We start from the raw sequence: 22,168 nt of genomic DNA, 5'->3' as shown, positions 1-22,168 counted from the left end.
ATCTGCCGGTGCGGGGCTGTTTTTTGATTGCAGACAACGGGGGGATCGGGTACAGATCGGTGCCAGGAAAATAGCGGGGCCTATCGGGAAGAAACAGGGGTATTTGCGGGAACGGTTGGCGCCGCGGTGTCAGGATGGCGCCAACGGACGGATTCAGGATCTAACGAGAAAGGATCGGAACAAGCATGGATACGATTGCACAAACCGCCAGCGACCTTTTGGGCAAAGGGGAGACCTTTGTTCTGGCCACCATCATCAGTCACAGCGGTTCCACGCCGCGCACGTCGGGCAGCAAAATGATCGTCACCGCCGACGGCCGCGGCATCGGCACCATCGGTGGCGGTTTGCTGGAGGCCGAAGTGATGTCCCGGGCCGTGAAGCTGATCCCGACGGGTGCGTCGGACCTGATCCCTTTTGATCTGGGACTGGAAAACGTGGCCAGCATGGACATGATCTGCGGCGGTCAGGCGGAAGTGCTTTTGGACTGCATCACCCCCGATTCGGAGACGGTGGCCATTTTCGATGGATGGCGGGCGGTGCTGGAATCGGGCGGCAAAGGTTGTTTCGTGACCATGGTCGACACCGCCGGTGACCATGTGGGCCCGGTGAAGCACGGTCTGGTATCGGCCCGGGGGGAGGTGGATGGGAACTTCCCGCTTTCGGCGAATGAGCTGGAACGGGTCGCTGCGGCGGCCTCCCGCTCGGCCGAGATCCGGACCGTGCGGGTGACAGGTGGATTCGCGGTGCTGGAGCCGGCGGGACAGGTGTGCGCTGCCTATCTGTTCGGCGCCGGACACGTGGCGCGGGCCACGGCCCACCTGGCCAGCCTGGTGGGATTCCGGGTGTCGGTGGCCGACGACCGGAAGGAGTATGCCAATCGCGAACGTTACCCCGATGCCCAGGAGGTCCGTGTGCTGGAGGATTTCAACCGCTGCCTGCCGGACACGGCCATGGGGCAGAACGACTTTGTGATCATCGTGACCCGGGGCCACCTGCACGACAAAACCGTGCTGGCCCAGGCTCTGAAGACCCATGCCGGTTACATTGGCATGATCGGCAGCCGCAGGAAGCGGGATGCCACTTACGCGGCCCTGATCAAAGAGGGCTTTTCACAGGCCGACATCGACCGGGTGCATTCTCCCATCGGACTCTCCATCGGAGCCGACACCCCGGAGGAGATCGCCGTGAGCATCGTCGGCGAACTGATCGCCCACCGTGCCGGCATGCAGCTGTAAACCGGCCGGGGACAGCCGCTTCGGGATAACCAACGGCATTCCGGAATTGATTTGGCGATAAAAAAATCCCCCCTGACGAAGCTTTATCTGTCAGGGGGGATTGGTTTTTGTTGTATCAGTGGCAGGGCGTTTCGCGATTTTTCTTTAGTGGATCAACAGCGCGCCACGGAAACGAAGTGTTCCTGCATGGCGACGGCGCCGCCGCCTTTGTCCCACTTTTCCAGTCCACCACACATCAGTTCATGATCGGCCACGCCCTTGCCAAAGGCCCGGCTCTCCACGGGCAGCCGGTGGCCGAAACCATGCAGCATGAACACCGCTTCGGGGTGAATCAGGTCGGTGAGACGGGCATGCATGCGTCCGCCTCGCCCGTTTCCGCTGATTTCCACCAGGTCTCCGTCAGTCAGTCCCATCCGGGCTCCGGCATCGCTGTTGATCCACAGGGTGTTCTCGGGGACCTGTTCGAACAGCAGGCTGTTGTTAACCGTGTGGCCCTGGGTGTGAACCCCGCAGCGGCCGAAGGTGAGCCGGAATTTGCCTTCCGGCGGATGGGTGCTTTCGTATGGCTTGAGGGAGGGCACGCCCTGGGATTCCCACTTTTCATTGATGATTTCCACCTTCCCGGACGGTGTCTTGAAGGTCGGTTCCTCCTTGTACAACGGCCCGGTGCCCAGTTGTACGAACCCCTTGGCGTCGAAATCGGAAACGCTGACACCGGTGCCGTCCAGTTGGTATTCCCAGATTTTCTCGATGGAGTCGAACGCCAGGGCGTCGATGCCCAGGCGTTTGGCCAGGCCGCAGAGGATTTCCCAGTCGCTACGGGTATCATAACGCGGCTCGACGGCCCGGCGGCGGGTGAACATATACGGATTGAGTCCGTTTTTACAGGCCAGGATCGATTCCCGTTCCAGGTAGGGGGAAAGGGGTAGCACCAAATCGGAATGCCAGGCCGTGTCGGACCAGGTAAAACTCACCGACATGAGAAAATCGAGCTTGGCCCATTTTTGCTTCATCCGCTCCGGATCGGGAAAGCCCATCAAGGGGTCGTGGCGGTAGGCGATATAAGCCCTGACAGGATAGGGATCTTCACTCTCAATGGCGTCGAATCCCAGATTGATCAGGCCAGGCCCGGTGTCGAGATGGCCGTACTTCCATCCGGTGCCGTCGGCGCGTTTGTCTTCGGGTTTGGGTACCAGGTCAACCAGTTTTTTCAGCCCCTTGCGCCCGACATCGCTGGGTTTGTTGGCCATGGGCAACCCGCCTTTGGCACCAATGGACCCGAGCAGGGTGTTGATAATGTAGATGGTGCGCGACATATAAAAAGAATCCAAGTAGCGGGCGTTCATCCAGCCGGGATGCCAGATGATTGCCGGCGCGTCCTTGGCCAGGTCCTTGGTGAACTGGACGATCTCCTCGGCGGCAATGCCGGTTTCCTGCTCGGCCCATTCGGGGGTGTAGGGCTTGACGAACCGTTCCAGTACATCCAGGTCGTTGATCCATTTGCTGGCATAGGCGGTGTTGTAAAGCTTCCGATTGAGCAGGGTGTGGATAACGGAAAGGTTGAGCGCGTAATCCGAGCCGGGGCGGATCATCATAAAACGGTGGGCCTTGGTTGCGGTGACATTGGCCCGGATGTCGATGACGGTCAGTTTGCATCCCTTTTCCATGGCGGCCATGAGGTCGTTGACCTCCTTGACGTTGATGGCTTCGAAGATGTTGCGGGTCTGAAGGACCACGTGACGCGCGTTTTTCAGGTCGTAGCCGACTCCTTTGCGTCCGAAACCGAAAAGGGAGAGAGCCGCATGCTGGACGTTGCGGGCGCAGGACGCGTCATGGTTGGACCAGTTGGGCGATCCCAGGCCGCGCACGAAGGCCTGATGCAAGTCACGAAAAGGGCCGCCGCGATCGGAGAAAAGAATGCTTTTTCCGCCATGGGTGTCGATGACCGCTTTGAGCTGACTGGCGGCGTAGTCCAGGGCCTCATCCCAACTGATCGGCTTCCAGTTTCCCTGGCCGCGGTCGCCAACCCGGATCATGGGCCGCTGGATGCGTTCGTTGTCGTTGATCAAGGCTTTGCCGGCCGCGCCGCGGGCGCACAGGGCACCGTTGATGCCGCCCATGTGAGGGTTTCCCTGGATGAATTGAATTGCCCCGTTTTCTGTCTCAACCTGAATGGGGCACCTGACCGTGCACATGCCGCATACGCTGAAGGTAGACTTTTTTGCTGCCATAAACTGTCTCCCGTTATATTAAAGTTGCCCGTTGCAAAAGCCTTTTGCTAGTTTCCAAAGTAGCGTTTCATTAAGCAAATATCCCAACCTCGCGGTTCTGTCAATGCGGATATATTATTGCACTTGTCTCAATAAAAACAGTGAAATGAGACACCCTGTGATGGGTCTCCATATAGAAAAAACGGATTGTTTTCTATCGCGAGACCGCTTTGCTGGAGGCTTGCCGCCGATTGCTAAAACCGATTGACAAATGCTTGATTTTCTAATAGCAAGAATCGTTATGTCAGTCGTGGCATAAAGTTTCTGGCGCGCCCCATCCGCGGGCGATTAGCAAGCCATAATCAGTCGTCAATCGCAGATGTTGGCAACAGGAAAGGAGCAGTAATGGATCAGGGTACCATCATGATCAATGGCACCCCGCTTCCCTTCGAACCGGGGCAGACCATTCTCGAGGTCGCCGAAGAGAATCATATCACCATCCCGACCTTGTGTTATCTAAAAGGTGCGTCGCCCACGGGGGCCTGCCGCATCTGTGTCGTTGAGGTCAAAGGGGCACGCACGCTGATGACCGCATGTAGCACACCGGCCGCCGATGGTATGGATGTGTTGACCGAATCGCCCAAAGTGGTCGCCTCCCGGCGTGAGACCCTGGAACTGTTGCTGGCCTCGGGCAATCATAACTGTTCCATTGGTTCCGGCCGGGAAGGGGACTGGAGCGATTTTCAGATGCAGGCGGCCGCGTCGGACCAGTTCGAGGAATTGTGCCCCTCCTGGGGGGATTGCCGTCTTCAGGATCTGGCCTACCAGTATCAGGTGGAAGGGGGCAAATATCCGCGGTCGGAAAATCCCTACCCGATGGAAATGCTCAACCCGTTGATCGTGCGTGATTTTTCGCGTTGTATCCTTTGCGGCCGCTGTGTTCAGGCCTGCAACGAAGTCCAGGTCAACCGGGCGATCAACTTCGGTTACCGCGGGGCCGAGGCCAAGGTGGTTGCCGGCACGGATGTGGCGCTCAAGGATTCCCAGTGCGTATTCTGCGGCGAATGTGTCCAGGCTTGCCCCACCGGCGCCCTGGTGGAGAAGAAGGCCCGCTTCAGCTGGCGGCCGTGGAAAGCTAAAAAGATCCGCACCACCTGCCCCTACTGCGGGGTCGGTTGTCAGCTCTGGCTGCATGTTCAAAACGGACGCATTGTCAAGGTCACCGGTGTGGAAAACGGATCGCCGAACAAGGGCCGGTTGTGCGTCAAGGGGCGTTTCGGCTACGATTTCATCTATTCGGAGGAGCGCCTTACAACCCCCCTGATCCGGGAGGGGGATACTTTCCGCGAGGCCTCGTGGGACGAAGCCCTCGATCTGGTGGCGGACAAGTTCAAGCAGATCATCGCGGAGAGCGGTTCCGATGCCGTGGCCGGGGTCAGCTGTGCTCGTAGCATCAACGAAGACTCATACCAGATGCAGAAACTTTTCCGGGCGGTGTTTAAGACCAACAACATCGACCATTGTGCCCGTACTTGACATGCCCCAACCGTCGCCGGGCTGGCGACAACGTTCGGGTCAGGCGCAATGACCAACTCTTTCTCCGAGTTCTCTCGGGCAAAAATGTTTCTGGTGATCGGTTCCAACATGACCGAGGCACATCCGGTGGCCTCGACTTTTCTGAAAAATGCGGTGATGAACGGTGCCAAACTGGTCGTGATTGATCCGCGCCGGCATCGGCTGGTCGATTTTGCCGACATGCACCTGCCGCTGAAGGTGGGCAGCGACATCGCCCTGCTCAACGCCATTATGTACGTCCTGATCGAGGATGACCTTTACGACAAGGAGTTCGTGAAAAATTGCACCACCGGTTTCGATCAACTCAAAGAGACGGTCATGGCCTACCCGCCGGAAAAGGCGGCCGACATTTGCGGCATTGATGCGGCAACGATCAGGGAAGTCGCCCATCTTTTGGCCTCGGTGAAACCGGTGATGCTATGCTACACGCTGGGTATCACCGAGCATACCTGTGGCAAGAACAACGTCATGTCCACCGCCAACCTGCAGATGCTTTTGGGCAACATGGGCGTGGAAATGGGTGGGGTCAACCCGCTACGCGGGCAGAACAACGTACAGGGAGCCTGCGACATGGGAGCCCTTCCCAATGTCTATCCCGGCTACCAGGCCGTGACCGATGAAAAAAGCTGTGAGAAGTTCGAAACCGCCTGGCAGACCACCGGTATGTCAAAGAAGGTGGGGCTGATGATCCCCCAGATGATGGATGGGCTGGTGGACGGTAAGGTCCGCGCCTTTTACATCTTCGGAGAGAACCTGGCCAATACCGAACCGGATATCCACAAGGTGGAACATGAGCTGGCTTCGGCCGAGTTTCTTGTGGTCCAGGATATTTTTCTCAACGAAACCACCCGTTTTGCCCATGTGGTCCTGCCGGCGGCGGCCTGGAGTGAAAACGACGGCACCTTCACCAACAGCGAACGGCGGGTCAGCCGGGTGCGCACCGCCAGCCAGGCGCCCGGCATCTCTCAGCCCAACTGGTGGATTTTCAAACAGATTGCCAAACGCTTCGGTCACGACTGGGCATCCGACAGCGGTCAGGAGCTCTGGGATAACGAAATTTCGGCCCTGGCACCCAATCTGGGCGGTATCAAATACTACCGCATCGAAGAAGACGGTCTCCAGTGGCCCTGCCCCACGGTGGAGCATCCGGGAACCACCTTTCTGCACCAAGGCGGAAAATTCACCTGTGGCCTGGGCCGTTTTACCCCGGCCGAATGGACCCCGCCGGCCGAGGTACCCGACACGGACTATCCCCTGGTGCTCAGCACCGGCCGACGCCTGTATCACTACCATACCCGAACCCAGACCGGCCGCTGCGAAGGCCTCAACGACCTTCTCGGTGAGGAGACTGCCGATATCTCCTTCTCCGACGCCGATCGAATCGGTATCGCCAATGGCGAGACCATCCGCGTCAGGTCCAGGCGCGGTGAGGTGGCCGTGCGGGCCAACGTGACCCCGGAGGTCCCCGAAGGGATGGTGTGGATGGCCTTTCATTTCCGCGACGGCAACGCCAACTGGTTGACCCACGCCGCGTTCGACCCGGTTACGCTGACGGCGGAGTATAAGGCGTGTGCGGTTTGTATCGAGAAGATGTGATCCTGCCGCCGGTGCCGCCGTTTCAGGCCTGGCCCATCGATAATGACGATCTTGTCAGGCGGCGGTAGTCGATGCCTCCGGCACCGGTTGCCGCAGCCTGGCGTTGGAACAGGAGAAAAACATGACGACGTTGTCCACAACGGTTGTCAGGGATGTCCGGTTTGATGACCGCCTTCCCTGGGTTTCCGATGCCTGGTTGGATTTCAACCATCAGCTGAATCGGGATGCTGCCGGGTTGCCCAATGAGGCCATCTTGGAGAAACGTCTTGCCGGGGTCGAACGGTTGACCATCGACGATCCGTGTGTCTATTGGCTCACGTTGGCGCGAATTGCCGAAATGGCCCTCAAGCAGGCCGGGGACTATGCCGACCAGTGCGAATTCCAGGCCGCCGGTGACCTGCTGATCAATCCCAGGCGTGTCGAGGTATACCGGCGCGGGTGGAAAACGGCGGTTGTCAAAAGGCGCCACATGGCTTTGAGCGAGCAGTTTGCCGCCGCCATCGGAGATGAGCTGCCGGCAGCGTGGCTTACCCGGGAAACTCTGACTCAAGTGTGTCAGGAGGCCCTGTTGCCCCACCTTGAAAAACGACTTTCCGCTTCCGGCGTGATGGCCGATACTTACTTGAACTCCCTGACCCTGCGCATGCAAAGGGTCTCCGGCACCATCGCTTTTTTGAATGCCTGGCAAATAGCGGACAGCCTGGAACTATACGGACGCGTGACAACGGCCAGCCGGGCTGACCGGGATGCACTCACCGCCGAATTGTGCCGTTTCGATTATGACGTCTTTGATGCCCTTGGCCAGGATATCGAGAACCGAGTCGTGAATCCGGATGCGGACAGTGCGTTTCTGGAAATGACCCCGGCCGTCGACGTGCCGTAGCCGCTTTTTCTCACACTTGTTCTCCGCCGGCAAAATTTTCTTCTCCTGCCAGTCCGGATGGATGATTTTGCCGGTTTTGCTTCCTTCCTTCTTTCCTGCCTGAATAACGGTCGTATCCATTTACAACCTTTCCACTGCCTTGGTTCTGATTGAAAATACAGGGCAATTGATTCCGGTCGGCCTGCCTGTACCACTCCGCTTCAGATCATCGCAGATAGGAAGGCATATAAATTGCTGTAGTTAGCGTATGCGTATGGGGTTGCCGATTGCTGTAATGGTAGTAATAAAAAGACCTGGAAGCGTTACACAAGGTTACCGGCACGTTGCTGAACACGTATAAAGTTGGATGGCCGTAAGGCGATACGACAAAAAGAACGAAGATCCAGTTTTCCCATACGTGTTCGGAATCCGGTCGCGAGGCGCCAGCGATCATAATGGGCCATACAAGCCCGCAGGAGAAAAAAAGGAGAATCAGCATGTCTATCAGTGGTATTGGAACTAACAGTTATTCCATGGGGCAGATGTCGTCCATAGGGAGCCGTCCGAGTCCGAGCGAGATGTTCAGCAATGACGATGAGGACGGCAGCGGAGGATTGGACAAAACCGAGTTCAGTACCCTGGCTCAACAAATCAGCCAGGCGACTGGGGAAGATATCGACGTCGATGAGCTATATGCCACCTATGATGTGGATGGCGATGGTGAACTCAGCGAGGAGGAAACCCAGGCCGTCATGGAAGACTACCGGCCGGAACCGCCGCCGGAAGGGGAAGCCATGGGCGGTATGCCGGGTGGTGGTGGCACGGACCTATCCGAGATTTTCAGCGACACGGATGAGGACGAAGACGGCAGTATCGATGAAACCGAAGCTGAAACCCTTGCCGAAATGATCAGCGAAGCGACCGGCGAGGAGATCAGTGTGGAAGATTTGATTGCTGCCTATGATGAAGATGGCGATGGGGTTCTCAGCGAAGAAGAGACCGCAGAGGCGCTGGAGGCCAACCGGCCCGAAGGCCCGCCGCCACCACCACCGGAAGAGGCGCAGGCAGAATCGGAAGAGACGTCGGTTTCGTCGGCGGCAACTGCCGCCATTGAAACCTACCTCAAGATGGCCGCTTTGGGCACGGGTGAAGACCCGTCATCCGATGCGGCGGCCTTGTTCGGCAATGGTGGCAGTACCTCTGTTGCCGCCAGCCTTTACTCGTTGAATACCGTAGCCTGATCCACCCAACCAATAATGCCGGCCATGACAGATAATGTCCTGGCCGGCATTTTTTTGATCCACTTCCTTTGAAAATGATCAGTAGTACTCTCCCGGTGCCATCACATAGAAACCGGCGCCTATAAAGTAGTCCGTACCCGAAACGCGGTAAATGAAAGTATACTTGGGCTTGTTAATCCCCATGCCGGGAACCGGCCATACATACTTGGTCCATCCCTTGCCTTTTTTTGCGGTCTCAATCATATCCTTAAACAACTGCTTGCCGTTGACATCCGTGGTTTCATAGAGGCTTTCAGCCTGGGTCAATTCCGGCTTATGGGGGTGGGCCAGCATTTTGGCCTTCATGTTCATCAGAAAAACATAGCTGACGCCCTCATACCACACAAATCTGCCGTTTTTATTCCCAATTTCCTTGATGGCGGTATCGATTCCCCGGCTCTTGATAAATTCGGCCGCTTCCTTGCATTTGGTAATGCAATCGTCACGGGTTCCGGCCAGGGCGGGAAATGCCAACAGCACCAATATGAAAACGGTCAGTGTATGGGTGGTGATTCTTTTCAAGGCGGCCTCCATTCATGTCCAGTTTTTTTGGTTAACTTATCCTACTGAAATGAAGGTTATAATATCGGTCCTGTCCCCAGAAAACTTGAAAAAAAATGGCGCCCGAATGGGCGCCAGAAAAGTGGAGCAATTTCAGCAGGGATCACTTGAGCATGGCCAGGGCGGTCTCGACGATCTTTTCCGCCGTGAAACCAAAATTTTCCAGGACCGTTGCGCCCGGTGCCGACGCACCGAAGTGGTCGATGCCCAGAACCGTACCGCTCGGCCCGACATACCGTTCCCAGCCCATGGAAATACCCGCCTCAATGGCAATCCGGGCCTTGACCGCCGGTGGAAGGATTCGCTTTTTATAGGTCTCGGAATGCTCCTCGAAGATTTCCCAGGAGGGCATGTTGACCACGCGGGCGGCAATGCCTTGATCCGCCAGCATCTGCTGGGCCTTGAGGGTGATATGCACCTCGGCACCGGTGGCGATGAGGAGGATCTGGGGTCTTCCCGGACAGTCCGACAGAATATAGCCGCCCTGGTCCACGCCGCAGGCGGTGAGCTTGGCATCCAGGATGGGAAGCTTCTGGCGGCTGAGAATCAGGGCCACCGGACGGTCGTTGGTGGCGATGGCCTTGCGCCAGGCCTGGGCGGTCTCCGTGGCGTCGGCCGGCCGGATTACCGTCAGGTTGGGAATGGCTCGCAGGGCGGCCAGGTGCTCCACCGGTTGATGGGTGGGGCCGTCTTCGCCCACGGCCACGCTGTCATGGGTAAAGACATAGACCACCGGCAGCTTCATCAGGGCCGCCACGCGAATGGCCGGCCGCACATAGTCGGCGAAAACCAGGAAGGTCCCGCCATAAGGGCGTACGCCTCCGTGCAGAAACATACCTGACATGATGGCGCCCATGGCAAATTCACGGACACCGAAACGGATGTTGCGCCCGGCATAATGCTTTTTCTGGAACTCCGGGCTGCCGTCGATAAAGGTTTTGTTGGAGGGCGCCAAGTCGGCCGATCCGCCCATCAGGCTGGGGAAGATGGCGGCGGCGGCATTGAGCACCTTTCCAGAGGCGGCACGGGTGGCCATGGGGCCTTCCTCGGGGGTGAACTGGGGCAGATCGGCTTCCCAGCCCTTGGGCATGAAGCGGGTCAGGGCATTGATCCAGTCATCGGCCAGTTGAGGGTATTTCTGGGTATATTTCTGGTAGACTTTTTTCCAACCCGCTTCGGCTTTTTCTCCCGACTTGATGCATTTGCGGAATTTGTCCAGCGCCTTCTTGGGAATGGCGAACGGGGTTTTCTCCTTCCACCCCAGAGCCGCCTTGGTCAGCTCAATCTCCGCTTCGCCCAATGGGGAGCCATGGGCATCGGCCGAGTCCTGTTTGTTGGGGCTGCCATGGGCAATGTGGGTTTTGAGCATGATGATCGAGGGCTTGCCCGTTTCGGCCTTGGCTTCGTGCAGGGCTTTCTCGATGGCATCGGGGTCGCTGCCGTCTTTGACCTTGATGACCTGCCAGCGGTAGGCATCGAACCGTTTGCCCACATTTTCGGTAAAGGCGATGCCGGTGGTGCCCTCGATGGAGATACCGTTGTCATCGTACAGGCAGATCAGTTTCCCCAGGCCCAGGTGGCCGGCCAGGGAGGCGGCTTCGGATGCCACGCCTTCCATCAGGTCGCCGTCGCCGCACATCACGTAGGTGTAGTGATCGACGATGTCGTGGCCTTTCTGGTTGAAACCGGCGGCCAGATGGCGCTCGGCCATGGCCATGCCCACGGCATTGGCAAACCCCTGGCCCAGGGGGCCGGTGGTGGTCTCCACGCCGGGCGTGTGTCCGTATTCGGGATGGCCGGGGGTTTTGCTGCCCCACTGGCGGAAATTTTGGATTTCCTCCAGACTGAGGTCATAACCGGTCAGATGCAGCAGGCTGTAAAGCAGCATGGAGGCATGACCGCCGGAGAGCACGAAACGGTCGCGATCGGGCCAGTCCGGATTGGCCGGATTGTGTTTGAGCACCCGCGTCCAGAGGGCATAACCGGCCGGCGCCAGCCCCATGGGGGCCCCGGGATGGCCGGAATTGGCCTTCTGCACTGCATCCATGGAGAGGGTACGAATGGTATTGATGCATAAATCATCGATGGTCGGTTGCTTTTTCTGGGCTCCCTTGCTCATGTAATACTGCTCCTTTACGGGAATTGGGTGGTGTTATAGAATTCAAGATAATGTTTTTGGGCTGCGTTATCGGTCGAAAGCGGTATGGGTGATACAGCCGCCCTTAAGACCTTACCAAAAACATTATCTTAAACACTGATAGGACCAAATCCGACATTAAAGGGGCTTGATACAAAAGATCAGGCACCGAATCAAGGACTTTAGCAGCTTCGCCTATAATGCCCGCATCCATTCCGGCCTTAACGCAACCTTGCCGGAGAGGGCCTCATCGATCAGGGCCAGGGTCTGTTCCTTCTCCTTGGGCATGCGCGCACGGATGGGCAGATAGTTGGAGGCATGGTTGGCGTGAAACATGCCCTGGGTCTGGTGGGTTTCGGCGATCATGGTGCGCAGTTCGGCCAGCATCTCGTCCGGCTCGATCAGCTCAAACGTTCCGGCCTGGTATTGGTCGTAAAGGGGGGTGCCGGGAACCAGCATCAGGGAGAGGGCGCCGACGAATTCCGGATCGATGGCCGACAGCACCCGGCCGGTCTCCCGGGCATGGATTTGGGAGCGCTCGCGACCGGCCAAGCCCAAAAGCACCGTAATCGAGAGCTTGATGCCGGCAGCCCTGGCCTTGCGGCCCATTTTGATCATCTGTTCGGACAAGGCGCCTTTGCGGATCGCCTTGAGGGTCACGTCGTCGCCGCTTTCCAGCCCCATGTAGGCGATACCGAGCCCGTTGTCGCGCAGCTCGCGGAGTTGTTCATCGGTTTTCATGTTCAGGCTTTTGGCGTTGGCGTAAATCCCCACCCGGGTCACCCAGGGCAGCTGCCGGCGAATTTCGGTGAGGATTTTCATCAACCGTTTCTGGGGAATGATCATTACGTCGCCGTCGCACAGAAACACACGGCGCTGCCGTTGGCAGTAGGTGGCGGCAAAGGCGATGTCCTGCATGATGATCTCGTCTGGCTTGATCCGAAACCGTTCCCCGGTGTAGGTTCCGCAGAAGGTACATTTGTTGTGGGAGCACCCCACGGTTACCTGGAGCAATATACTGTTGGCCTCACTGGGCGGACGAATGATGTTGCCTTCGTAATGCATACCGGTCCTTTCTATGAAAACCGCCTGTCGACCCAGGGGCTACGGTTGCGCCGGGGCGATGGCAGAGCGTATTCGTACGCTTGATGGCGTTTTACTGTTGACCCTATAATCTGGGGATCTTTCCATGGGTTGTCAATCATTTATCGTGTTGACGATTAATGTATTGAAATGTCCAAATCTTTCGTCCGTCCCACATCATGGCGGTCATTGCCACCGTTTATCAAGGGTGTGACATTTAATATCAAATGCGTGACAGAAAAATGCAAAACGATGAAAAGATAATTGGTCGGATGTTGTTTAACATATAGTAATATAAGATAAAATAGCTTGTTGCAGGCAGATGGTACGATATCTGCTTTCCCTTCCTTCAAGGAATCACCCCGCATCACAATTACTATCGATAGACTTCCGTTTCTCTTCTGATCTCCATGATTCCCTCGATAAAACGATAACGCCCGTTTAAGACAATTTTCAATTCAATAGAAAAGATCCCAAGTGAACGGAAACGTCACCATCCGGATTTTAAGCGTCATCGTGATTCCGGTGATCGGTTTGATCATCGGTATGCAACCGGTTTTCCATGTTGATCAGCAGGCGAGGCGTGACGTTTTGCCGGTAAATGAGATGTCCCGGACCGTTCTATACCGTTTCCATATCCACAATAGTACCAATCAACCGGTTCACCGCGCTTGTTTCCACCTCTATGCACCGGTCAAACAGACAAGTACTCAGCGCTGTACAAAGATCCAGTCTTCTCATCCATACGAGATGAAAGCCGAGGCTGGCGGCAACCAGATGATGATTTTCCCTTTAGCAACGGTTCCGCCCTATGCTTCCAAAATTGTCTCTATCCGCGCCAGTCTGATAATGCGCACAACGCCTTGGGAGACAGGACCTTTCGGTTCGTATCTCATAGCCACGATTGAAAATAAAAACATCCGCAACCTGGCCCAAAAACTGAGATCCGATACCCCGCGGGAGACTGCAGATAACATTTACCGCTGGATTATCGATCATATTCAATTCACCGGTTACACCCGTGAGGAAAAGGGGGCCAGTTGCGCACTCGCCCGGCGAGAAGGCGATTGTACCGAGTTTGCCGACCTGTTTGTCGCTATTTCCCGGGCGGCGGGACTTCCGGCCCGCCGTGTCAGTGGCTACCTGATCCCCGAGGGAGAAGTGCTCAAGCCAGGGGCATACCATGATTGGGCTGAGTTTTATGAAAGGGGCGCATGGCGGATCGCCGATGCCCAGCAAAGAAACTTTGACATGCGATACCCGGACTATGTCGCCACGCGAATCGCCCCCCCGGTGTTAAGCGCGGAATCGGCAGGCGGATTCCATCAGTTTTACATCGAAGGCGATGGGTTGACGGTAAAAATGGATTGATGGGGATCGATCCTTAAATGGGAGGCGTTGATGAAAGAGGCAGGGATGGAAAAACGGTGGCCGGTACGGTTTGTCTCAATTCTCTGGGTCCTGTTTTGGGGCTTTGGCATGATGTCTAAAAGCATGGTTTGTCAGGCGAGTGACGCCGTTTGCGCCCAGGTGAAGATCGAAATCAACCAGGAACTCACCCTGGAACGGCAGGCGTTCGACGCCCACATGCGCATCAACAATGGGCTGACGCATATCTCTCTCGAGGATGTGAGCGTGTCCGTCTGGTTCAACGACAAAGACGGCAACGCGGTCCTGGCCACCAGCGATTCCAGCGACACCAGCGCCCTTTTCTATATCCGGGTCGATGAAATGACCAACATTTCCGATGTGAGCGGGGCCGGAACCGTGGCTCCTTCCACCTCCGCGGATATCCATTGGCTGATCATTCCTTCCATCGGTGCTTCCAACGGACTGGAAAGCGGAGCCTTATATTATGTAGGCGCCACTCTGACCTACACCATCGGCGGTGAGTCAAACACCACCGAGGTCAGCCCCGACTACATCTATGTCAAACCCATGCCCGAGCTGACCCTGGATTACTTCCTGCCCGCGGAAGTCTATGGCGACGATGCCTTCACGGAGGCCATCGAAGCGCCGGTGCCTTTTTCCCTTGGCGTGCGGGTGAAAAACAGCGGCCAGGGAACGGCCAGCGAACTGAAAATCGAGTCGGCCCAGCCCAGAATCGTCGAAAACGACCAGGGACTTCTCATCGGTTTCACCATCCAAGGCAGCCAGGTCAACGGTGAGACGGCCACCGACAGCCTTTTGGTGGACTTCGGCGACATCGCACCGGGAACGTCGGGAACGGCCCGCTGGCGCATGATCTGCACGCTTTCCGGCGAGTTCGTCGAATTCGACGCCGATTTTTCCCATTCGGATGAACTGGGCGGCGAAGTGACCTCCCTGCTCGCCGGCACCGAGACCCACACCCTGGTGGCCGATGTCCAGGTGGACCTCACCGGTCGGGACCAGATCCTCGATTTTCTGGCCCTGGATGAGGATGTGTACCGGGTCTACGAATCCGACACGGTGGATACCGTGGTCAGCGATCAATCCGCATCATCGACCCTCACCCATGTGAACACGGTAAACGGGCGGGCGGTCTACACCCTTGCGGCAGCAGTCAACGCCGGCTTCATTTATGTCCATCTGACCGATCCCTACGGCGGTGAAAAAGAGATCGCATCGGTGGTGCGCAGTGACGGCAAGACGATCAAGTCGGCCAACGCCTGGCTCTCCAAATCCAGGGATGGCCAGGGCTGGAACCATTTCATCAACCTTTTCGACGCCGCCGGTACCGGTCAATATACCCTCACGTTTGCCGATGCGGCAGATACGGCCGACGCACCGGTGCTCCAGTATATATCGGATGTTATCGCCGTGGAGGGCAGTTCCATCGGTTTCATCATCCAGGCCAGCGATGCGGACGGCACCACCCCCAGCCTTTCCGCTGCCACCCTGCCGGCCGGTGCGAGCTTTACCGACCGGGGCGACGGCACGGGCACGTTTGCCTGGACACCGGCCTTCGGCCAGGCCGGTACCTATGGGATTACGTTTAAGGCCTCGGACGGCGAACTCGACGACAGCCAACGGGTGACGCTTACCATCCGTTCCATCACCGATACGGATGGCGACGGAATGGATGACGCCTGGGAACAGGAACAATTCGGGTCTCTCGATCGCGACGGCAGCGGTGACTATGACGGTGACGGAATCAGTGATCTTGACGAGTACCTGTCCGGCTCGGATCCCACGGCAGAAGATCACGCCCCCAGCGTGCCGGTGATCGCTTCTCCCCAAAACGGTGACACGGTCACCACGCTGACTCCCGAACTGATCATCGAGAACAGCATTGATGACGACGGGGATGCGCTTGCCTATCGATTCGAAGTGTATGCCGACGACCAGTACAGCGAATGGGTGGCCGAGGCAAGCGTCGACGAGGCCACCGGCACCACGGCCTGGACCCTGCCCGGCGAACTGGACGAAAACGGAACATATTACTGGCGCGTGCGCGCCACGGACGGATACAGTTACAGCCTCTGGGCCTACGGCGTGTTTCGGGTCAACGCCGTGGATGAATCCCCGGATCTCCCGGCATTGGCTTTTCCGCCGGACGGCGGCCAGGTCGATACCCTCACCCCCGTGCTGGCCGTCACCGGCATCGCCGACCCCGATGATGACGAACCCGCCTGCACGTTCGAGGTCTACGCTGATGTGGCGATGACCGCCCAGGTTACCGGTTCCGGAAATCTCGACCCATCCAACGGCGCCGCCGGATGGACCGTGGACACCCCCCTTACCGATGGCGCCACCTATTACTGGCGCGCCGTGATCACGGACAGCCAGGGTCTTTCGGCGACCACGGACTTGGCGGCATTCACCGTCAACACGGCAAACCAAGCGCCCGTCGGCCTATCGATCAACGAACCGGAAAACGGCACCGAGGTCACTCGCACAGACGTACAACTGATCGTGAACCGTGCCACGGACGCGGACGGCGACAGCCTGGGGTACTATTTCGAAATCGACACCGATCCCGGATTTGACAGTACCGACAAAACGGCCTCGGCCATGATCGAGGGCCAGACGGATGCCACGGTTTCCTGGACGGTATCCGGGTTGACGGACAACACTACCTACTACTGGCGGACCCGCGCCACGGACGATCTGGCTTCGAGCCCATGGACCGTCGGCCGGTTTTTCGTCAATACGGCCAATGACGCGCCTTCGGCCCCGGTCCTGAAAAACCCCGGCCAGTCCGCCTGGGTTGGCGTGCTGACACCGCAGCTATGCCTTGCAGGCGGCCAGGACACCGACGGTGACACGCTTACCTACCGTTTCGAGGTCTATGCGGATGCGAATCTGGAGAGCCTGGCGGCCTGGAGCGAAACCGGTGAGACCACCTGGACCGTGGGAAACGCACTGAGCGACCGGGCAACTTACTACTGGCGCGCCAGGGCAACGGACGAAGGCGGTCTTGAAGGAAACTGGTCGGAAACCGGTACGTTTTATGTCAAGGAGGAAGAACAACCGGAACCCGAGGCCATCAGCGTCACCGTTGCCACCGACAGCGGCACGGCGCTTTCCGGCCTGAGGGTCTATGCCTATACCGCCTCGGGATCCTACGCCGGCCTTTCGGCCACCACCGATGCCGACGGCAGGGCGTCATTCGATATCGACGCCTTCGATGTAGGCACCTATCAGTTCCGTGCGGATTACCTGGGGATCAAATTCTGGTCGGCGGCCGTGGCCATTCCGGACACGACCACGATTTCCATCGTGATCGAACAGGCGACCGTAACGGTGACCGTCCAAAGCACCGCCGGCGCGGTCACCGGTGCCAGGGTCTATCTTTATTCCGCTTCCGGCAGCTATCTTGGCGTAACCCTGACCAGCGACGCGAACGGCCGGGTGGTGATCGACCTTCCCGTGGGTGAGGCGTTCCTCTTCCGTGCCGATGTTCTGGGCACCCGGTACTGGAGCCTGGCGACGACCATCGCGGCCGATACAGCCAATGCCGTGATCGTGGATGCGGGGGGCGGCACCCTGACGGTGCAGGTCCGCGAAGATGAGAATACGCCCATGGCCGGTATCCGGATCTATCTGTTCAGCGAGGCAAAAACCTACCTCAACGTATACGGCACCACTGATGAAAACGGTCAGGTGACCTTTAACGTCAGCGAGGCCAGCTACTGCCTGCGGGCCGACTACCTGGGGTACCAGTTTTGGAGCGAGGCCATCACAGTGGTGACCGATACCGCCGAGGTCATCGAGATTCCCCATCAGAGCGTCCGAGTCAGTGTCCCGGGGCGCTACCAGGATATGGATACGCCGGTAACGGGTATCAAAACCTATCTTTTCTCCACCGCCGGCAGCTACCTGAACCGGTATCTTTTAACCGATGCCAATGGCCAGGCCGAATTTTCGTTACCTGAAAAGGAATTCATGATCCGCGCCGACTACCTGAACGGCAAGTACTGGTCGGACGGATTTGCTTGGGACGATCCGCAGATCGTGATTCCCATGGGCGATGCGCGGGTGAATGTGACCGGTGCCGGCCTGCCCTCCCAGGGCATTGGGGTCTATCTCTTTTCCGACAGCGGCACCTACCTGAACATGAACGGCACCACCGATGAGGCGGGCCAGGTGACCTTCCGGCTTCCCGAAGGCACCTACGATTTCCGGATCGACTACCAGGGCAGTCAGTTCTGGGCCGACGACCGGCAGGTGGCCGCCGATACCCTTACCGATGTGGACGTCTCCGTGGGTGGCGGCAGTTTTGGGATGAGCGTCATGACCGACGACGGAGTGGCCGTTGACGGGGTCAAGTGCCATGTTTTCGATGGTGACGACACCTATCTGGGGCTTTCGAATACCACCGATGCGGACGGTCAGGCCTCCTTCGACCTGGCCGCCGGAGACTACCGCTTCCGCGTGGATTATCTCGGCAACGCCTTCTGGAGCGATACGGTCACCGTTTCCGGGGACGGCAGCACGACGATGATCATCGACCGGTCGACGGTGACGGTGAACGTACTGGCCGCCGGCAGCGTCGTGACCGGAACCAAGGTCTATCTCTTCTCCACAGCGGAAAGCTATCTGGGCGTTTACGCGACCACCGACGACAGCGGCCAGGCCACTTTCGACCTGCCCGACGCAACCGATTACCGTTTCCGGGCCGATGTGCTGGGCAACCATTACTGGAGTGATGACGTGACCGTGGCCAATGGTCTCGATCCGGTGACCATCGATGCCGGTGGCGGAACCCTGCAGGTCACGGTGCAAAGCGATACGGGCGGCCCTTTGGCCGGCCTGAAAACCTACTTGTTCAATGCTGACGGCCAGTATCTGAGCCAATCGGGAGAGACGGACGCATCCGGGCAGGTGTCTTTCGACGTGCCCGGGGGCGTCTACCAGGTGCGCGCGGATTACTTGGGGTACACGTTCTGGAGCGACGCCATCACAGTGGCTGAGGATGCTGCCGCATCACTGACGATCGCCCTTTCGTCGGTAACGGTCAGCGTCATGGGCAGCTATCAGACTGTGGACACGGCGCTGTCGGGAATCCCGGTCTACCTGTTTACGCCAACCGGCACCTACCTCAATATCAATGGGAAGACCGATGAAAACGGCCAGCTTTCCTTCATAGTGCCCCGGAAACCATACATGGCCAGGGTCGATACCACCGGCGGGCAATACTGGTCGGGTACCTTTACCGCATCGGACACGACCGTGAGTATCCCCATGGCTGATGCGGTGGTGACTGTGACCGGTTCCGGCCTGCCCGCCGCCGGCGTCAACGTCTACCTCTTCTCTACCGCAGGAACCTACCTGGGAACGGTCCAATCCACCGACGGGAACGGAACGGTCGCTTTCCGCCTGCCGGCCCAAACCTTCAAGTTCCGTGGCGATTATCAGGGCAACCAATACTGGAGCGGTGACGTAACCCTCCAAGCGGATGCGGAAAACGATGTCCTGATCAGCGTCGGCGGTGGCAGCGTGACCCTGACCGTCCAGACGGCGAGCGGTGCGCCCATGTCCGGCGTCAACTGCTATGTCTTCTCTGAAAGCGGGAGCTACCTGGGACTCAAGGGCAGCACCGACGACAGCGGGCAGACGAGTTTTGACCTGGCCGACGGAGCCTTCCAGTTCCGGGCCGATTACCTGGGATACCAGTACTGGAGCGGGGCGGTCACCGTCCCCGACACCCTGGTCAAGACGATGGCCATCGCGCACACGGACGTAACGCTCACCTTCCAGGCCGACTACCAGGGAACCATCGTGCCCCTCGACGGTCGGAAGGCGTATCTTTTTACCCCGGCAGGCCGTTACTTGGGCCAATATCAGGAAACCGATGCGGCCGGCCAGGCCGTGTTCAACCTCCCGGATCAAGCCTACACCCTGCGTTGCGACGAACTCGGCCAACATTACTGGTCCGAAACATTCCAGTCCATGGATACCACGGTAACCGTGGCCCGGGGGAAGGCCATCATCCAGGTAACGTTTAACGGTGAGATTGCCGAAAATGCGCGGCTCTACCTTTTCAGCAGCGCGGACAGCTACCTGGGACGCTACGAGAATACCAACAGCGACGGTTCGGCGGCGTTCGTCCTGCCCGCCGGACAGTGCCGCTTCCGTGCGGACCTGGACGGCCGGCAGCAGTGGAGCGATATCGTAACGATCACCGCCGACCTTCAGACCGCGGTAGACATCGTATTGGAATAGGAAGGGAAGATGAATCGATTGTTCCAAAAACGTTTTCAACGAACGGCCGGGGTTTGGGCAGCCATGCTGCTTGGCACCCTGTTGTGGATGCCGTCAGCAAGTGCCGTTGCCGAAAAGGTCCCCGACGATCTGATTCAACGCACCGAGCAGGTCCGGGATGCCGGTCTGGTGGTGTCCGCTAAACCGCTCATGAAGCGAATCGAGCGAAAAGAGAAGCTGCTGCTGATCGACGTTCGCCGGGCTGCGGATTTCAGGGCCCTGCATATCGCCGGCGCGATACATGTGCCGCTGCACTTCATCAAGACCAAGCCGTATCTGAAATCCTCTCCCGTGGTGCTGGTGGAACAGGGTCTGGCCTATCACCGTCTGGCGCCGGTCTGCCGGGAACTGAGAACTATTGGCGTGGACGCCCGGCTGCTCGACGGCGGGATGAACGCTTGGTGCCATGCCGGAGGTCCCATCGTGGGAGAGGCGGTGCGGCAGATGGAATACAACCGTATCTCGGCAGCCGATTTCTTTCAGGAAAAGAACTATGCCCGTCGGATCGTCTGCGACGTGTCGGCCATTCGCTTGGCAGCGTCCCTGGAACTCATACCCTATGCCGTTCATTTTCCCATGAACGGCGATCGGACCGTTATGGCGCAAATAAGAAAAGTAAGGTCAGAAGTGATTCTGGTAGTAAGTGAGAACGGTGACGGATATGCCGATGCCGGCCATGCGCTTTCCCGGGCAGGGTTTGAAAAGATTTACTATCTCTCTGGTGGCCTGATGGCCTATCGCGAATATCTGGAGGGCCTGGCGAACTCCTGGCAGCCACGCAGTAACCGAATGCAGCGATTCAGCCCGTGTAAAACGTGCGGAGAAAATGATAGATGATCCGACTATTTAGCGCAATACATAATAAAGCTTTAAGTGCTGAATACCTGTCGCTTTTTTACTGGAAGGCGAAAAGTAGGGTGTACACCGACTCTGATCTTTAAAAGATCCCAGGAGAATATGATGAATAGTAACGGGATTTATCAAAAAATTTTCTACGACTGCAAGATGTCAATTGTTAAGATTTTACTATTTAGTGTCGTTTTTTTTCTGCCGTCATCTATGTTATTTGCGGCGGTTAATATCCCAGGGGCTAATTCGGTCACAACAGAGTTGCCATCGATAAATGGAGATGGGGTCTTGTGTGAAATATTTATTGGTGTTGGTGGAGGTAAGGCTCCGAGCCGAAGTGATATCTTTTCAAAAACGCCCGATGCAAGGTTGTTAAGTCCTGAGATCGATTTTCCAAGCCCCGGAAATACAATTGCTATTAGTAATAGCTTTCAGTCGTTTTTCTCCGATACAGTCCAAGCTCCAGATTCTGTGAAAAACCTGTCGCCTTCAAATTTTATTCTTAGGAGTACTGCGCTTTTAAAAATTACAACAGAGTTAGACAGAGACACGTCTACGCCAGAAATAGATATTAGCGTCAGAGTTGGAAGTGATGACGGACATTATCTGATGATAGGAGATGTCTATCTCGGGAATTCTCCTGACCATGGATTCACTTGGTATACTTATGAGTTAAAGTTTGAAGAAGAAGGTTTGTATGAACTATATAATCTTTTTGCTGCCAACAGTAGTGGCTATTCAGGACTTGAACTTCAGTGGCTTGTCGGAACAGGTAGTTGGATAACATTGCCTCAATCTTATCTATATCAAGATGTAACTTTTTGTGATCAAGAAATCTTATTTGAGGAATATTCTGTTGGAACTTATCTGAATGAACAATTCAAAAATATTGGTATTCAGTTTAATGTCACTGACGGTGATTTACAGATTACAAACGCATTCCCTGAAAAATTTGTCCCTGTCAGCGGCGATAAGGTTTTTGGTGATCCCAATACGTCTCCAACAGAAAATGGCCGTCTTGAATTGATATTTGTTGATCCTGAAACTTCTGGCCCGGCTGAAACAAATTATTTTTCTTGTTACGTAATTGA

The 22,168-nt window shown here is 57.1% G+C and carries 11 protein-coding genes; 7 read left to right on the top strand and 4 right to left on the bottom strand.

The window, feature by feature from the left end; genetic code table 11:
• Window positions 1-185 precede the first annotated feature (185 nt).
• Window positions 186-1,235, top strand: a complete 1,050-nt coding sequence (locus GN112_RS24775) for an XdhC family aldehyde oxidoreductase maturation factor (protein WP_155312636.1) — start codon at window positions 186-188, stop codon at window positions 1,233-1,235.
• A 152-nt stretch (window positions 1,236-1,387) separates the two neighbouring features.
• On the opposite strand, the gene GN112_RS24770 is transcribed toward GN112_RS24775, so the two are convergent.
• A complete protein-coding gene (locus tag GN112_RS24770) occupies window positions 1,388-3,466 on the bottom strand; it encodes a molybdopterin-dependent oxidoreductase (RefSeq protein ID WP_155312635.1) in 2,079 nt (692 codons plus the stop codon).
• A gap of 384 nt (window positions 3,467-3,850) precedes the next feature.
• Here GN112_RS24770 and fdhF point away from each other — a divergent pair, with 384 nt between their 5' ends.
• The 3 genes from fdhF (at window position 3,851) to GN112_RS24755 (ending at window position 8,719) form a co-directional block, all read left to right on the top strand.
• On the top strand, window positions 3,851-6,616 hold the full coding sequence (gene fdhF / locus GN112_RS24765) for a formate dehydrogenase subunit alpha (protein ID WP_155312634.1): 2,766 nt from the start codon (window positions 3,851-3,853) through the stop codon (window positions 6,614-6,616).
• Between the two features lie 121 nt (window positions 6,617-6,737).
• The gene (locus tag GN112_RS24760) at window positions 6,738-7,499 is read left to right on the top strand and encodes a hypothetical protein (protein ID WP_155312633.1); all 762 of its coding nucleotides are present in this window, start codon (window positions 6,738-6,740) and stop codon (window positions 7,497-7,499) included.
• A 476-nt stretch (window positions 7,500-7,975) separates the two neighbouring features.
• A complete protein-coding gene (locus tag GN112_RS24755; protein ID WP_162459109.1) occupies window positions 7,976-8,719 on the top strand; it encodes an EF-hand domain-containing protein in 744 nt (247 codons plus the stop codon).
• A gap of 78 nt (window positions 8,720-8,797) precedes the next feature.
• On the opposite strand, the gene GN112_RS24750 is transcribed toward GN112_RS24755, so the two are convergent.
• From GN112_RS24750 to GN112_RS24740, 3 genes are all read right to left on the bottom strand, one after another.
• Window positions 8,798-9,280 (bottom strand): cache domain-containing protein, encoded by a 483-nt coding sequence (locus GN112_RS24750; protein WP_162459108.1) that lies wholly within the window; start codon window positions 9,278-9,280, stop codon window positions 8,798-8,800.
• Between the two features lie 142 nt (window positions 9,281-9,422).
• Window positions 9,423-11,438, bottom strand: a complete 2,016-nt coding sequence (gene tkt, locus GN112_RS24745; protein ID WP_155312630.1) for a transketolase — start codon at window positions 11,436-11,438, stop codon at window positions 9,423-9,425.
• Window positions 11,439-11,651: 213 nt separating this feature from the next.
• A complete protein-coding gene (locus GN112_RS24740; RefSeq protein ID WP_155312629.1) occupies window positions 11,652-12,521 on the bottom strand; it encodes a radical SAM protein in 870 nt (289 codons plus the stop codon).
• Between the two features lie 495 nt (window positions 12,522-13,016).
• On the opposite strand from GN112_RS24740, the gene GN112_RS24735 reads away from it, so the two are divergent.
• The 3 genes from GN112_RS24735 to GN112_RS24725 are packed head-to-tail and all read left to right on the top strand — an operon-like array spanning window position 13,017 to window position 21,065.
• A complete protein-coding gene (locus GN112_RS24735; protein WP_155312628.1) occupies window positions 13,017-13,910 on the top strand; it encodes a transglutaminase-like domain-containing protein in 894 nt (297 codons plus the stop codon).
• 30 nt (window positions 13,911-13,940) lie between these two features.
• Window positions 13,941-20,189, top strand: a complete 6,249-nt coding sequence (locus tag GN112_RS24730) for a carboxypeptidase regulatory-like domain-containing protein (RefSeq protein WP_155312627.1) — start codon at window positions 13,941-13,943, stop codon at window positions 20,187-20,189.
• A gap of 9 nt (window positions 20,190-20,198) precedes the next feature.
• Window positions 20,199-21,065, top strand: coding sequence for a rhodanese-like domain-containing protein (locus GN112_RS24725; RefSeq protein ID WP_155312626.1), 867 nt, complete (start codon window positions 20,199-20,201; stop codon window positions 21,063-21,065).
• The last annotated feature ends 1,103 nt before the right edge of the window (window positions 21,066-22,168 follow it).

The organism is Desulfosarcina ovata subsp. ovata, assembly GCF_009689005.1.
GTDB lineage: Bacteria > Desulfobacterota > Desulfobacteria > Desulfobacterales > Desulfosarcinaceae > Desulfosarcina > Desulfosarcina ovata.
Note: the sequence above shows the minus strand (reverse complement) of the source record. Positions and strands in the feature narration are given on the sequence as shown.

Bases quoted from the DNA above. Each gene is read 5' to 3' on its own strand.
- GN112_RS24775 (WP_155312636.1), top strand. From the start codon at position 186: ATGGATACGATTGCACAAACCGCCAGCGACCTTTTGGGCAAAGGGGAG.
- GN112_RS24770 (WP_155312635.1), bottom strand. From the start codon at position 3,466: ATGGCAGCAAAAAAGTCTACCTTCAGCGTATGCGGCATGTGCACGGTC.
- GN112_RS24760 (WP_155312633.1), top strand. From the start codon at position 6,738: ATGACGACGTTGTCCACAACGGTTGTCAGGGATGTCCGGTTTGATGAC.
- GN112_RS24755 (WP_162459109.1), top strand. From the start codon at position 7,976: ATGTCTATCAGTGGTATTGGAACTAACAGTTATTCCATGGGGCAGATG.
- tkt (WP_155312630.1), bottom strand. From the start codon at position 11,438: ATGAGCAAGGGAGCCCAGAAAAAGCAACCGACCATCGATGATTTATGC.
- GN112_RS24740 (WP_155312629.1), bottom strand. From the start codon at position 12,521: ATGCATTACGAAGGCAACATCATTCGTCCGCCCAGTGAGGCCAACAGT.
- GN112_RS24730 (WP_155312627.1), top strand. From the start codon at position 13,941: ATGAAAGAGGCAGGGATGGAAAAACGGTGGCCGGTACGGTTTGTCTCA.
- GN112_RS24725 (WP_155312626.1), top strand. From the start codon at position 20,199: ATGAATCGATTGTTCCAAAAACGTTTTCAACGAACGGCCGGGGTTTGG.